10 protein-coding genes and 1 pseudogene are annotated in these 13,265 nt (G+C 75.1%); 4 read left to right on the forward strand and 7 right to left on the reverse strand.

Features of this window, described 5'->3' with window-relative positions; all coding sequences use genetic code 11:
* A pseudogene (locus ADL34_RS25130) lies at positions 1 to 849 on the forward strand (transcriptional regulator); the annotation flags it as partial.
* Here ADL34_RS25130 and ADL34_RS25135 read toward each other — a convergent pair.
* The gene (locus ADL34_RS25135) at positions 850 to 2,127 is read right to left on the reverse strand and encodes a protein phosphatase 2C domain-containing protein (protein WP_062672007.1); all 1,278 of its coding nucleotides are present in this window, start codon (positions 2,125 to 2,127) and stop codon (positions 850 to 852) included.
* A 186-nt stretch (positions 2,128 to 2,313) separates the two neighbouring features.
* Here ADL34_RS25135 and ADL34_RS25140 point away from each other — a divergent pair, with 186 nt between their 5' ends.
* A complete protein-coding gene (locus ADL34_RS25140; RefSeq protein WP_062672009.1) occupies positions 2,314 to 2,796 on the forward strand; it encodes a DUF456 domain-containing protein in 483 nt (160 codons plus the stop codon).
* A gap of 60 nt (positions 2,797 to 2,856) precedes the next feature.
* Here the strand turns inward: ADL34_RS25140 and ADL34_RS25145 are convergent, their stop codons facing one another.
* The 6 genes from ADL34_RS25145 to ADL34_RS25170 all read right to left on the reverse strand — a co-directional run bounded on the left by ADL34_RS25145 (position 2,857) and on the right by ADL34_RS25170 (position 10,313).
* Entirely contained in the window at positions 2,857 to 3,375 is a 519-nt protein-coding gene (locus ADL34_RS25145) for a methylated-DNA--[protein]-cysteine S-methyltransferase (protein ID WP_062672011.1), read from the reverse strand.
* On the reverse strand, positions 3,372 to 4,778 hold the full coding sequence (locus ADL34_RS25150; RefSeq protein WP_062672018.1) for a DNA-3-methyladenine glycosylase 2 family protein: 1,407 nt from the start codon (positions 4,776 to 4,778) through the stop codon (positions 3,372 to 3,374). The genes ADL34_RS25145 and ADL34_RS25150 overlap by 4 nt, the downstream gene beginning before the upstream one ends.
* A 79-nt stretch (positions 4,779 to 4,857) precedes the next feature.
* On the reverse strand, positions 4,858 to 5,964 hold the full coding sequence (gene rsgA, locus ADL34_RS25155) for a ribosome small subunit-dependent GTPase A (RefSeq protein WP_062672020.1): 1,107 nt from the start codon (positions 5,962 to 5,964) through the stop codon (positions 4,858 to 4,860).
* A gap of 228 nt (positions 5,965 to 6,192) precedes the next feature.
* Positions 6,193 to 7,674 carry a cellulose binding domain-containing protein gene (locus ADL34_RS25160; protein WP_062672022.1) on the reverse strand — a complete coding sequence of 494 codons (1,482 nt, stop codon included), beginning with the start codon at positions 7,672 to 7,674 and terminating at the stop codon, positions 6,193 to 6,195.
* Positions 7,675 to 7,874: 200 nt separating this feature from the next.
* The gene (locus tag ADL34_RS25165) at positions 7,875 to 9,194 is read right to left on the reverse strand and encodes a radical SAM protein (protein ID WP_062672024.1); all 1,320 of its coding nucleotides are present in this window, start codon (positions 9,192 to 9,194) and stop codon (positions 7,875 to 7,877) included.
* Positions 9,195 to 9,302: 108 nt separating this feature from the next.
* Positions 9,303 to 10,313, reverse strand: a complete 1,011-nt coding sequence (locus ADL34_RS25170; protein ID WP_062672026.1) for a hydroxyacid dehydrogenase — start codon at positions 10,311 to 10,313, stop codon at positions 9,303 to 9,305.
* A gap of 120 nt (positions 10,314 to 10,433) precedes the next feature.
* Here ADL34_RS25170 and ADL34_RS25175 point away from each other — a divergent pair, with 120 nt between their 5' ends.
* On the forward strand, positions 10,434 to 11,687 hold the full coding sequence (locus ADL34_RS25175) for an FAD-binding protein (protein WP_062672028.1): 1,254 nt from the start codon (positions 10,434 to 10,436) through the stop codon (positions 11,685 to 11,687).
* Positions 11,688 to 11,840: 153 nt separating this feature from the next.
* Positions 11,841 to 13,070: an ROK family transcriptional regulator gene (locus ADL34_RS25180; RefSeq protein WP_062672030.1), complete on the forward strand. Its 1,230-nt coding sequence runs from the start codon at positions 11,841 to 11,843 to the stop codon at positions 13,068 to 13,070.
* The last annotated feature ends 195 nt before the right edge of the window (positions 13,071 to 13,265 follow it).

A 13,265-nucleotide genomic window follows, 5' to 3' on the forward strand; every position in this document is an offset into this window, starting at 1 on the left:
GGCCCCCTGGCCGCCCTCCCGGACGCCCGGCCCCGCGGTGCGCACCCCGTCGAGGCCGCCGACCCGCCCCGTACGACACGGCCGCCCTCGTCCCTACCGTCCCCGCCCCGCTCCCCCTCCCCCACCGCGACCACGGCGTCCCCCTCCCCCGCCGCCTCGAAGAAGCCGGCGCCGCGCGAGGCGGGCGGGACCGGGGCGTCGAAGGGGTCCGCGCCGCCGGAGCCCGGCGCGGGCACCCCCCTGACCTGGAGCGTCGACTCGCACGTCTGGCAGGCCGGGTGCGGTCACGACTACGTCCTCACCAGGCCGCCGCAGCAGGTGCCGCCGCCACCGCCTCCGCAGGACGCCCGCACCTGGGCGACCTCCCTGGACGCCGTGCACGGGCGGCAGACCATGGTGCGCGTGTCGGTGCAGGGCCGCGATTCCACGGCCGTCGTCCTGGAGGCGCTGCGGGTCCGGGTCGTGAACCGCGCGGCGCCGCTGAAGGGCACCGTGTACGCGATGGACCGGGGCTGCGGCGGAGCGCTGACTCCGCGCTTCTTCGACGTCGACCTCGACAAGGACCGGCCCGTCGCCCGCCCCCAGGACGGCAACGACACCGGCACCCCGATCCCGGCGATGCGGCTGCCCTACCGGGTGTCCGCGACGGACCCGGAGGTGCTGCTCGTCACCGCGCAGACCCGGGCCTGCGACTGCTCCTGGTACCTGGAGCTCGACTGGTCCTCGCAGGGCCGCACCGGCACCGTCCGCATCGACGACGCCGGCCGCCCGTTCCGTACGACGGGCATCGGGTCGCTGCCGCGCTACGTGTACGAGACGTCCGACCGGGCGTGGGTGCCGTACACCTGATCACGCCTCCCAGACGGCGGCGGCCGTACGGTCGTCGGCGTAGCCCTTGACCCGGACCTGGGTGTCGGCGAGGAAGTCGGCGAGGCCGGGCGGCCCGGAGCCGGACCAGCGCCGCAGGAGGTGGGCCGCGAGTTCGGGTTCGCCGCGCAGGGGGTCGGCGAGGCCGTTCGTGCACAGCAGCAGGGTGTCGCCGGGACGGGCCACGGAGGCCCGGAACCGGAAGGGCTCGCGGGGCGGCTCGGGCGCCGGCTCGTAGGGGCTCGGCGGGGTCGGAATGCCGAGGTCCATGGTGAGCCGGTCGCCGTCGGGGGTCTCGGCGGGTGGCGAGCCGAAGCCGACGACGGGTTCACCGGCGGCGTCGGTGACCCGCGGCTCGATGTCCTGCCACTCCCCGTCCCGCAGCCGGAACAGCCCTCCGGCGCCGGCTCCGAAGAAGACCCGCGTCCGGCACTCCGGGTCGGCGGGCAGCAGCAGGCAGCGCAGGGTGGCCGCGTACTCCTCCGGGTCGACGCCCTGTTCGACGGCGCTCGCGCGGAGCCGGCCGAGGCTGCGGCCGGTGAGGCGGTGCAGCCCGGACTTCAGGTCGCCGCGCCGGCCGGCCAGCATGTCCCGGGCGAGCCGTTCGTGGCTGCGTCCGACGGCCCGGCCGATCCACCGGCACGCCTCGGCGGCGGCCCGGTGGGCGCCGGGGGTGGCGCGGGCGCCGGTGGCCATCGCGACGAGCAGCAGGGCGTGTTCGCCGGTACCGAAGCGTGCGGTGAGCAGCGAGTCGCGGCGGGGTTCGCCCCGGTAGCGGGCGGAGTCGCCGCGCAGGGACACGGCCCGCAGGGTGGCGGTGCCGTAGCGGGCGCCGTCGAGGACGGTGTCGGCGACCAGGTCGCCGAGGTCGTCCGGGTCGGCCTCGGGCAGCGCGGTCGGTTCGGGGTCGTAGGTGGGCGGGCCGGCACCGACGTACTCCGGCGCGCGGGCCGGGCGGCCCTCGGCGGCCGGCGGGGACGGCTCGCGCTCCGGCTGCGGCTGCGGCTGCGGCTCCACGGTGAAGCCGGGCGGCCTGGGCAGGCCGGCCGGGAACGCGGGCGCTCCCCGCCCGGGGGCGTCCGGGTCCGAGCGCGGTGCCGGGACGGTGTCCGGCCGCTCTTTCACGGCGCCCGCGGCCGAGGCGTACCGGTCGTCGAGCGAGTCGGGCGCCGCGGACGGGCCGGCGTCCTCGGCGTCGCCGTACAGCTGGCCCCACCAGTCGTCCTCGTGACCGGTGGGCTTGCCCCCCTGCTGATTCATGCCACCGATTGTTCCCCGCGGCGCCCGGATGGGAACGGGGCATCGGGAAATCCGGCCGCGCACGGCACCGAGAGAGACACGTCGGGTGACAGGCCGAACAGGCGTACGACGCGATGCCGCGCGCCGTCGCGCGTCGGCGGCAGCCTCTGATCTGCGCGTCCTCGCGGGCTCCTGCACTCTGGTCAGATGGGAGTCTGGGACCTCGTGCTGGTGGGCCTGGTCCTCCTGCTCGGCCTGTGCGGGGTGATGGTGCCCGGTGTGCCGGCGTCGTGGCTCGTGTTCGCGGCCGTCCTGTGGTGGGCACTGGAGGACGTCGAGCCGGTCACCTGGTGGGTGCTCGTGGGGGCCACCCTCGCGCTGTTCGTCTCCCAGGTGGTGCGCTGGGCGCTCCCGCCCCGGCGCCTGCGCCCCGGCTGGGCCGGGCGCCGCATGGCGGCGTACGCGGCGGCGGGCTCGTTCCTGGGGTTCTTCCTGGTGCCGGTGATCGGCTCGGTGCCCGGCTTCCTGGCCGGCGCCTATCTGGAGGCCCGGCGCCGCCTCGGCCGGCACGGCGAGGCGCGGGCCGCGGTGCGCACGGCGATGCGCTCGGGCGGCACCAGCGTGCTGACGGAGCTGTTCACCTGCCAGCTGATCGCCGGGGCCTGGCTGGGCGCGGTGATCTGGGGCTGACCCGCCCCGATGGACCCGCCGCTACGGACCCGCTCCCACGGACCCGCTTAGGACCCGCCCCTACGGAAGCGCGCCCTCCAGGGTGAGCAGCCGGACCTTGCGCGCGAGTCCGCCCGCGTACCCGGTCAGGGAGCCGTCCGAGCCGATCACCCGGTGGCAGGGGCGTACGACGAGCAGCGGGTTGGCGCCGATCGCGCCGCCGACGGCCCGGACGGCGGGCCGGGAGGCGCCGATGCGCGCGGCGATCTCGCCGTAGGTCGTGGTGGCCCCGTACGGGACGTCGTCCAGGGCGGCCCAGACGCGCTCCCGGAACGCGCTGCCGTGCGTGCTCAGCTCCAGGTGGAACTCCTTCAGCTCCCCGGCGAAGTAGGCGGTCAGCTGCTCCTCGGCGGCGCGGAAGGCCCCCGGGTCGCGCCGCCAGTCCGCCAGGACCGTCCGGCCGCCCTTCTGGCCGGGCACGGACACGGAGGTCAGCGCGCCGGTGGCGGGGTCGGCGGTGAGCAGGAGGGGGCCGAGGGGGCTGTCGACCTCGGTCCAGGGGATACGGGGGGCCACGGCGGTCCTCTCGGTCGTCGTCATCGGGGGTCGGGCTCGCCCGCGGCGCGCAGGTGGCGCAGCGCGTAGGAGCGCCATGGGCGCCACGCGTCGGGCAGCTCGGTGCCGGGCGGCGGCACGTCCGGGTCCGCGAGCGCGCGGGTGCGGATCACGGCGACGGTACGGGCGTCCAGGCCGGGCAGGTCCCGCAGGGCACGGTGCGCCTCGTCCCGGTCGGCGCCCGCGTCCAGCCGTACGGCGCCGTCGGCGAGGGCGGCGGTCAGCGCGCCCAGCGGTCCGGCGGGTTCGGCGCCGGCGAGCACCGCGGGCTCGGGGAACAGATGGGTGAGGCCGCCGCTCGGCGCGTCGAGCGCCTTGCCGTACCGGCGGACCAGTTCGGCGGCCCTCAGGGGCCCGGCGACGGCCCGTACGGCCTGTTCGTCGGGGTCGGCGGCGCCCGGTGAGCGCAGTCCGGGCCGGGCCGCGACGAGCGGGGCGAGCCGGGTGTCGGCGCCGAGCCGCGCGTCGACGGCGTACGGGTCGGCGTCCAGGTCGAACAGGCGCCGCAGCCGCTGCACGGCCGTGGTCAGGTCGCGGAGGTCGGTGAGGTGGATGCGGGCGTCGAGCCAGCCGCCCGGGTGGGTGGCCGCGCCCCGGCCGGGTGCCGCCGTGCTCTCCGCGACGGCGGCGACGGCGCTGCCGTGCGGGAGGCGCAGGGTGCGGCGGTAGAGGCGGGCGCCGGGCGGGCCGGTGACCTCCTCGACGCCGGGCACGGCCTCCTCGGCGAGCAGGTCGAAGACGGTGCCGGCGTGGTAGGGGCCCCGGTGGGCGAGCCGCAGCGGGATGCCGCCGGACGGGGTGGCCGTACGCCCGTCGGGGCGGCCGCCGCGGGGTGCGGCGGCGCGCAGCTCGCTCGGAGTGCGGGCGTACACGGCCCGGACGGTGTCGTTGAACTGCCGGACGCTGGCGAATCCGGCGGCGAACGCGATCTGGGTGATCGGCAGACCCGTGGTCTGCAGCAGCACCCGTGCGGTGTGGGCCCGCTGGGCGCGGGCCAGCGCGACGGGTCCCGCGCCGAGTTCGGCGGTGAGCTGCCGCTGCACCTGCCGGGTGCTGTAGCCGAGCCGGGTGGCGAGCCCGGCGACGCCCTCCCGGTCGACGACGCCGTCGCCGATCAGCCGCATCGCCCGGCCCACCACGTCCGCCCGTACGTTCCAGGCGGCGGAGCCGGGCACGGCGTCCGGACGGCACCGCCGGCAGGCCCGGAACCCCGAGCCCTGCGCGGCGGCGGCCGTCGCGAAGAACCGCACGTTCCGCCGCCTCGGCGTGACCGCCGGGCAGCTGGGGCGGCAGTAGACGCCAGTGGTCTCGACGGCGAAGAAGAACTCGCCGTCGAACCGGGCGTCGCGGCTGCGCACCGCCTCGTACCTGCTGTCCTCGTCGTTCACGCTGTCCAGTGTCCGCCGTGCCGGGGTGCGGCGCTGGCGGGAATCGGACACCGAGGAGGGGCGGCGGAACGGGCGGGCGTCACCGCAGCCGGCCGCGCTTGGCCTCCATCGCGGCCCGGCCCTGCGCGCCCTTGCGCTTCCACTCCCGGCGCAGCTCGGCGCGCAGCCGCGCGTCGGTCTTGGCCACGATGTACTGGTTCTCCCGCTTGAGCTTGCGGTAGCTCTCCAGCCGGCGCACCGGCAGCTCACCGGAGTCGATCGCGGCCAGCACGGCGCAGCCCGGCTCCGCCTCGTGGGCGCAGTCGTGGAAGCGGCACCGCGCGGCGAGTTCCTCGATCTCGGAGAAGACCTGGCCGACGCCGGTCTCGGCGTCCCAGAGGCCGACGCCGCGCAGGCCCGGTGTGTCGATGAGGACCCCGCCGCCGGGCAGCGCGAGGAGGTTGCGGGTGGTGGTCGTGTGACGGCCCTTGCCGTCCACGTCACGGGTCGCCCGCACCTCCATGACGTCCTCGCCGAGCAGTGCGTTGGCGAGGGTCGACTTGCCCGCGCCGGACTGCCCGAGCAGCACGCTCGTGCCGCCGCCGACCAGGGCGACGAGCACGTCGAGGCCGTCCCCGTCCACGCTGCTGACCGGGAGCACGGGCACGCCGGGTGCCGTGGTCTCCACGTCCTGCACGAGGTGCGAGAGCGTCGCCGCGTCCGGCACGAGGTCGGCCTTGGTGAGGACGACGACGGGCTGGGCCCCCGACTCCCAGGCCAGCGCGAGGAACCGTTCGATCCGGCCGAGGTCGAGTTCGGCGGCCAGCGACACGGCGACGATGGCGTGGTCGACGTTGGCGGCGAGGATCTGCCCCTCGGACCGCTTGGAGGAGGTGGAGCGCACGAAGGCGGTGCGGCGCGGCAGATACGCCTGGACGTAGCGCGGGTGGGCGCCCGCGGGGTCGACGGCGACCCAGTCGCCCGTGCACACGACCTTCATCGGGTCGTGCGGGGTGACGAAGGCCGTGTCGGCGCGTACGAGGCCGTCGGCGGTGACGACGTCGCACTGGCCCCGGTCGACGCGGACGACGCGTCCCGGGAGGAGTCCTTCGGCCGCGTGCGGGGCGAAGGCGTCCGCCCATGCCGCGTCCCAGCCGTAGGGGGCGAGCGCGGTGTGGACGGAGGAAGCGGCGGAGCTGGAAGTCAACGGGTGACCCTTCACAAGGGCGGCCCCGGCCGGCGCGCGTGAGGGCGCGCGGAAGTGTGGGTGTCAGCCGGTGGCCACGGAGGTGGACGGGATGGATCGCTTGCGGGCAGCGCTCGTCGCAATGACAGCCATCGGTCTGCACCTCCTCGTCACTTCCGAAGCAGGGCGGCGGCCACGGGCCACCGCTGTGGGAACGCCGTCACTCTAGCCGGGCCCCGCGCACCGCCGTCAACCGGTTTTCAGGGTGCAGGCACGTCCGTCGAGGGTGAGGTCGTGGGGCGGGGAGTTGGCGCCCCGCCAGGAGCCCAGGAAACCGAACGTGACCTTGCCGCCGGCGGCGACGGTCTTGTTGTAGTCCGCGGCGGTGGCGGTGACGCGGGGGCCGTTCTGGGCGAAGGCGGCGTCCCACATCTGGCCGACCCGCTGGCCGTCCCGATAGGACCAGGCGACGCGCCAGCCGTTCAGGGGGCGGTCGGTGGTGACGGTGACGATGGCCTGGAAGCCGTCGGTCCACTCGTTGACGAGGTCGTAGACGGCCGTACAGGAGGGAGCCTCGGACGTGGCGGGCGGGGGCGCGTCCGGGCGAGCCGTCGGGGAGGTGGTGCCCTGCGGTCCGGGGTCGGGGTCGCGCGGGGTGGGGGTCGTGCCGCGCGAGGCGCTCGCGGACGGTTCCGGCGCCTCGCGGGCCGGCCGGGTGGCGGCCGCGACCGGCAGGGAGACGGTGGGGTCCGCGGCCGGGGGGCGTCCGGTGAGGTCGCCGTCGGCCGCGCGGGCGCCCGCGGAGGAGCCGCCCTGGGTCATCGACACCGCGAGGGCGAGCCCGGAGACGAGGACGGCGGTGACGAGCAGGGCGCCGCGCACCATCCGCGCCTTGTGGGCGCCCGGGCGGACCGGCCCGGTGTCCGCGTCCGCGTCGGGGTGCCCGGCCAGCCGGGCCTCGGCGGCGCGGCGGCGGCGCTCCAGATAGGCGAGGCCGCCCCAGCCGAGCACGCCCCCGGCGAGGGCGGCGGGCAGACCGCCGCCGTGCGGCCGCAGACAGGCGGCGGCCTCGGCGCACGGCACACAGGTCGCGAGGTGACGGGAGAGGTCGGCGGGGATGTCGGCGGCGGGCGAGCGGGTCACCGCGTCGAGGAGGCGGGCGTAGCTGCGGCAGCGCGCGTCCATCGGGGTGTCGAGGTGGTTGCGCCGGCAGCGGTCCCGGAACAGGCCGCGCACCTGGGCGAGTTCGTCGGAGACGGTGGCCGGGTCGAGGCCCAGCCTGCGGGCGACGACGTGCGGCGGCAGCGCCTCGACCTCGGTGAGCCACAGCAGGGCCGCGTCCGGTTCCTGCATGTCGCGCAGGCCGCGCAGCGCGACCGGGCGGCCGAGCGGGGGGCCGGTGTAGCGGGTGGCGTGCTCGGAGTTGAGCCACAGCCGAAGGTCCGGGTCGAGGCCGTCGCCCCGGCCGCCCTCCTCCCAGGCGGCCGCCGTGGTGCGCACGGCGACCAGCAGCAGGGGGATGCGGGGCAGCCGGGCGGGCCGTCGGGCGGTGCCCGGCCCCGCCCCGGCCTCGCGGGCCTCGCGCAGTCCGGCCGCGAAGGCCTCCGAGGCCAGGTGGCCCGCCGACTCGGGGCCCACGGTGCACAGGTCGGCGTACGACAGCACGGCGTCCCAGCACTCGGCGAACAGGGCCGCCTCGGTGGCGTCCTGAGGGGTCGGCAGGTCCGGCATGAGTCTCCTGCATCCACGTCCGAGGACAACTCACCCGAGGAAAAGGGGAGTTGTGGGGTACCTCGCGGCAGGGCAGGAGCTTTTCACGTCTCCGTCAGAACTGACAAGCGCTCTGTTCAGACGTCATGACGGACCGTGGCGCCCGCGCCCGTGACCTGAGGTACGGATGCGGACCCCGTCCGGCTCATCCGTGACACCACCTATACCGTGGCGGACTCGTCCGCCGGAAGGCTGTCCATGAAGGAACTCACGGAGAACACCGCGCGGCCGGGACCGGGCTCGCCGTAGCCGGGGGGCGAGGACAGGCCGAACTCCTCCATGGTCTGCCGGTACGCCTGGAGCAGCCGGATGTGGTACTCCAGCGGCGCGCCCTGCGGGTTGGCCTTGCCGAGCGGGGTCGTCGGCTCGGGGCACCAGGTGGTGAAGCGGGGCGTGATGCCCTTCGACATGAAGAAGCGCAGGCCCTCCGTCGTCGACGTGATCGCCTCGTCGACGGTCTTGAAGCCGAAGGGCTCGGCCATCTCCACGCCCGCCACGAAGTTCGGGATCACGTTGCGGACGCCGAAGATCTCCGCCGAGTCCAGGATGCGCCGGTGCCACTCGTCGCGGCCGACGTAGCGCTCCTTGCCCGGGCAGTACATCTTGAACAGGTACTCGTCCCACACCTCGTAGTTGGGGTGGTAGATCTGCACGCCGTAGTCCTTGAAGCGCTGCACGTCGTCCTTGGGCAGCGCCTGGGCGACGACCTTGCCGATCCAGCGGCCGGGGAAGCGCTCCTCGATGGCCTTGGCGTAGTGGCCGTAGAAGTCGGCCTCGTCACGCCCGGAGACGGTCTTGGTGATGGCGCCGCCGGTGAGGGTGTAGGCGGTGGAGGACTTCGCCGTGTCGTACCGGTCGATGATCTCCAGGGCCTCCAGGACCTCCTCGACGTCCTTCACACCGGTGTAGGGCCGCCCGGCCGCCTTGTGCTGGCGCCAGTTGTGGTTGATGTCGCAGTACTGGCACTCCTCCTTGGCGCCGAAGTACTGGCAGACCCGGAAGACGGTCAGGTAGATCAGGTAGCCCCACTGGATGGTGGGGGCGACCTCCATCACCGACTTCCCGTTGGACAGCTTGTGCTTGTAGTACTCCGGCATCGGCGGCACGCCGACGTCCGAGATGCGCTTGCCGTCCAGGTAGAGGCCGAGCATGCCGTGCTCGTCGGCGGCGACCCGGTACGGGGACGACGGGTTCACCCGGACCGACACGACGGTGCGGCGCAGGTCGTAGGGGCCGCCGGTGAGGATGATCTCCTCGGGCGGGCGCCGCAGGGCGGCCTCGCCGAGCTCGGGCAGGGTGCCGTGGTCGAACGAGAAGATGAAGTACGACTTCGGTTTGACCTCACCGCCCTCGTTGTCGCTCAGGGCGGACGGGTCGAAGGCGACCCCGCCCCGGAGCAGATCCTCCTTGAAGACGGCTTCCCGCGGAACGTGCGGGAATCGCTCCATCAGATCCTCGACCAGTGCGGTGCGGCTGCCCATCCGTAATCTCCTCCCGGCTCAGGCGTACGACTCCTCACGGTATGCCCCCGCCCGCGCGCCGGACGCGCCGGGGCCCCTCCCAGCAGGTCGTGGCGTCCGCACGGACGTCTACGCCTCGCGCTCCAGCGCCGCCGGGTCGACCGCGTGGGCGAGCGGGGAACCCGCGGCGAACCGGGCGGCCTCCTCTGCCACGACCAGGCCGAGCCGGGCCGTCTCGTTGCCCTGGGAGCCCGCCCGGTGCGGGGTGAGCACGGCGTTCGGCAGGTCGTACAGCGGGGACCCGGCGGGCAGCGGCTCGGGGTCGGTGACGTCGAGGATCGCGGAGAGACGGCCGGTGCGCAGCTCGGCGACCAGGGCGTCGTGGTCGAGCAGCGAGCCGCGCGCGGTGTTGATCAGGACGGCGCCGTCCGGCATCAGGGCGAGCTCGCGGGCGCCGATCAGATGCCGGGTCTCGGGGGTGGCGGGGGCGTGGAGGGTCACGACGTCCGAGGTGCGCAGCAGCTCGTCCAGCGGCAGCAGGGGCACGCCGAGGGAGGCGGCCGTCTCCTCGTCGACGTACGGGTCGGACAGGGCGGGCACCAGGTCGAAGGGGCGCAGCAGCTCGATCAGGCGGCGGCCGATGCGCGAGGCGCCGACGACGCCGACCCGGCGGCCGAGGTTGCCGGTGCCGGGCATCAGCCCCCACCCCCCGAAGGCGTCCCGCTCGGCGCGCAGCCGGTCGCGGACGGCGAAGAGGTCCTTGCCGGAGAGCAGGATCACGGCGAGCGTGTACTCGGCCACCGGCAGTGCGTTGGCGGCCGCCGCCGAGCTGACGGTGATGCCCCGCCGCCACAGCTCGGGCGTGACGATCCCCTTGACCGAGCCGGCCGCGTGCAGCACGGCCCGCAGCCGCGGGGCGGCGTCCAGGGCGGCGGCGTCCAGCCGGGGGGAGCCCCAGCCGGTGATCAGGACCTCGGCACGGGCGACGGCGTCCTTCATGCGCGGGTCCGCGAGGTCCTCGGCCACGAGGCCGGAGTCGACGTCCACCGCCTCGCGCAGCCGTGCCAGCACCGGGGGCGGGAAGACCAGCGGGACGTTCTCCGCGGACAGGGCGAGAACGGCGTACGGCCGCTGGGTCAACGCGTGGCCTCCGGCTCGGCGGGACGGGCCCGGACGTCGGTCGTGGAAAACGGTCTCTACCGTAGACATCCGCGGTTGAGAGGGTCAACGCGACAGACACGCACCGTGAAGGGCGACAGGATGACCGGGACGATCACCAACTGGGCGGGCAACATCACGTACGAAGCCGGGGAGCTGCACCGCCCGGTGTCGCTCGACGAGGTCGCCGCCCTGGTGGCCGCGAGCCCTCGCGTGCGGGTGCTGGGCAGCGGACACAGCTTCAACGAGATCGCCGAGCCCGGCCCCGACGGCGTCCTGGTGTCGATCGCGGCGCTCCCCCCGCTGGTCGACGTGGACGGCGCCGCGCGCACGGTCCGGGTCGCGGGCGGCATCCGGTACGCCGAGCTGGCCCGCGCGGTGCACGCGCACGGCCTGGCGCTGCCCAACATGGCGTCGCTCCCGCACATCTCGGTGGCCGGCTCCGTCGCCACCGGCACCCATGGCTCGGGGGTCGGCAACGGCTCCCTGGCGTCGGCCGTGCGCGAGGTGGAGCTGATCACCGCCGACGGCTCGGTGGTGCGGATCGGCCGGGGCGATCCGCGGTTCGGGGGTGCCGTCACCTCGCTGGGCGCCCTCGGGGTGGTCACCGCGCTCACCCTCGACCTGGAGCCGGCCTTCGAGGTCGAGCAGCACGTGTTCACCGGGCTGCCGCTGGACGGCCTGGACGCGGCGGCGTTCGACGCGGTGATGTCGGCGGCGTACAGCGTCAGCCTGTTCACCGACTGGCGCGCGCCGGGCTTCCGGCAGGTGTGGCTCAAGCGGCGCACCGACCAGCCGCTGCCCGAGGTGCCGTGGGCGGCGCCCGCCACCGAGAAGCTGCACCCGGTGCCGGGGATGCCCGCCGTGAACTGCACCGAGCAGTTCGGGGTGCCGGGGCCGTGGCACGAGCGGCTGCCGCACTTCCGGGCCGAGTTCACGCCGAGCAGCGGGGCCGAGCTCCAGTCGGAGTACCTGCTGCCGCGCGGTCGTGCCCTGGAGGCGCTGCACGCGGTCGACGCGATCCGGGACACGGTCGCCCCCGTCCTGCAGACCTGTGAGGTGCGCGCGGTCGCCGCCGACGGGCAGTGGCTGAGCCCGTCGTACGGCCGGGACACGGTGGCCCTGCACTTCACGTGGATCGAGGACACGGCGGCGGTGCTGCCCGTGGTGCGGCGGCTGGAGGCGGCGCTGGACGCGTTCGGGCCGCGGCCGCACTGGGGCAAGGTGTTCACGACGCCCGCCGCGGAGCTGCGCGCCCGCTACCCGCGGCTCGGCGACTTCCGGGCGCTGGCCCGTGAGGTGGACCCGAAGGGCACCTTCGCCAACGCGTTCGTCCGGGACGTGCTGGGCGACTGAGCCCCGCTTGGGGGCGCCGCCGCCTGCGCGGAGGCTCCCCCGGGACTTCGTACAGCCCCTTTCCTAAGCCCTTGTCGAATCCCGGCGGCACGCCATAGCCTGACGCCGCCGGTGCCCAGCCGCCCGGCCCGGACGAAAGGGACGGGGGCACCCGTGAAGCGCACGTCACGCGACATCCGTACGGCGAACCGCTACGAGGTGCTGCGCCAGATCATCGCCGCGTCGCCCACCTCGCGGCAGGAGCTGGCCGCCGCCACCGGACTCAGCCTGGCCACGGTCGCCACGCTCGTCGGCGAGCTGCTGCACCTGGGGATGATCACGGAGGTCGGTTTCGAGGACTCGGCCGGCGGCCGTCCGCGGGGCCTGGTGGCCGTGCACGCCGCCGGCGGCACCCTGATCGGCGTCGACATCGCGGAGACGTACGTGCGGGTGGAGCTCTTCGACCTCGCCCTGAACGTGCTGGCCCGCGCCCATGAGGAGATGCGGCCCGGTGAGAGCCGTCCCGAGCAGGTCGTCGGGCATGTCGCGGCCGCCGTCGGCTCCGTGGTCGCGCAGGCCGGGGCGGAGGGCGCGCGGGTGCTGGGCGTCGGGGTGAGCGTGCCGGGGCAGGTGGACCGGACGACGGGCGTGTGCGAGTACGCCCCCAACTGGGACTGGCACGACGTGCCGTTGCTCGATCTGCTCGCCGAGCACATCGCCTATCCGCTGTACCTGGACAACCCGTTGCGCGCGTGCGCGGTCGCCGAGCTGTGGTTCGGGGCCGCGCGGGGCAGCGGGGACGCCGTGGTGGTGAACCTCGGCACCGGCGTGGGCGCGGGGCTGGTGCTCGGCGGCGGACTGCACCGGGGCGTGAGCAACAGCGCCGGCGAGTGGGGCCATACGACGCTCGTCCTGGACGGCAGGCCGTGCCACTGCGGCGACCATGGGTGCGTGGAGACGTACGTGGGGGCGCCCGGCATCATGCTGAACCTGCGGGAGGTGGAGCCCGGCAGCCCGCTGCTGCACGACGGCGACCAGACGGCCACGATCGACGCGCTGGCCCGCGAGGTGGCCGCCGGCGACCCCGTGGCCGTCGAGACGGTCCGGCGCACCGCCCACTGTCTCGGGGCCGGGATCGCCGACCTGGTGAACCTGCTCAACCCGCAGGTCGTGGTGCTCAGCAGCTGGGTGGCGGCGGCGCTCGGCGAGCCGCTGCTGCTGGCGGTGCGCGAGGCGGTCGCCCGGCACGCGCTGCGCCGGCCGCTGACGGGCACCCGGATCGTCCTGTCCCCCATCCCCACCGACCCGGTCTGCCTGGGCGCGGCCACCTTCGCGCTGGAGGGCGCCCTGCAGTCCGCGGGACCGCGGGGAACGGTCAAGGGCCGTACCGCACCCGCCTCCTGACTGCTTCTCAGGTACGTATGTCTCCTGCCCGCGTCCGGCATCCCGAACGGCGCACAACGCTTCGCGCGGACTTCGTCCAACCCCTTGCCGAAGCATTGGGCGAAGGTTAACGTCCGGCACCGCACCCTCCTTGGACCGCCTGACGCCGATGCCCCACCGGCCACGGGCGGCGCAGAGCCGCACTCGAGACAAGGA

It is taken from the genome of Streptomyces sp. NRRL WC-3605, assembly GCF_001509795.1.
Lineage (GTDB): Bacteria > Actinomycetota > Actinomycetes > Streptomycetales > Streptomycetaceae > Streptomyces > Streptomyces viridochromogenes.

Bases quoted from the DNA above. Each gene is read 5' to 3' on its own strand.
- ADL34_RS25160 (WP_062672022.1), bottom strand. From the start codon at position 7,674: ATGCCGGACCTGCCGACCCCTCAGGACGCCACCGAGGCGGCCCTGTTC.
- ADL34_RS25145 (WP_062672011.1), bottom strand. From the start codon at position 3,375: ATGACGACGACCGAGAGGACCGCCGTGGCCCCCCGTATCCCCTGGACC.
- ADL34_RS25135 (WP_062672007.1), bottom strand. From the start codon at position 2,127: ATGAATCAGCAGGGGGGCAAGCCCACCGGTCACGAGGACGACTGGTGG.
- ADL34_RS25165 (WP_062672024.1), bottom strand. From the start codon at position 9,194: ATGGGCAGCCGCACCGCACTGGTCGAGGATCTGATGGAGCGATTCCCG.
- ADL34_RS25140 (WP_062672009.1), top strand. From the start codon at position 2,314: ATGGGAGTCTGGGACCTCGTGCTGGTGGGCCTGGTCCTCCTGCTCGGC.
- ADL34_RS25175 (WP_062672028.1), top strand. From the start codon at position 10,434: ATGACCGGGACGATCACCAACTGGGCGGGCAACATCACGTACGAAGCC.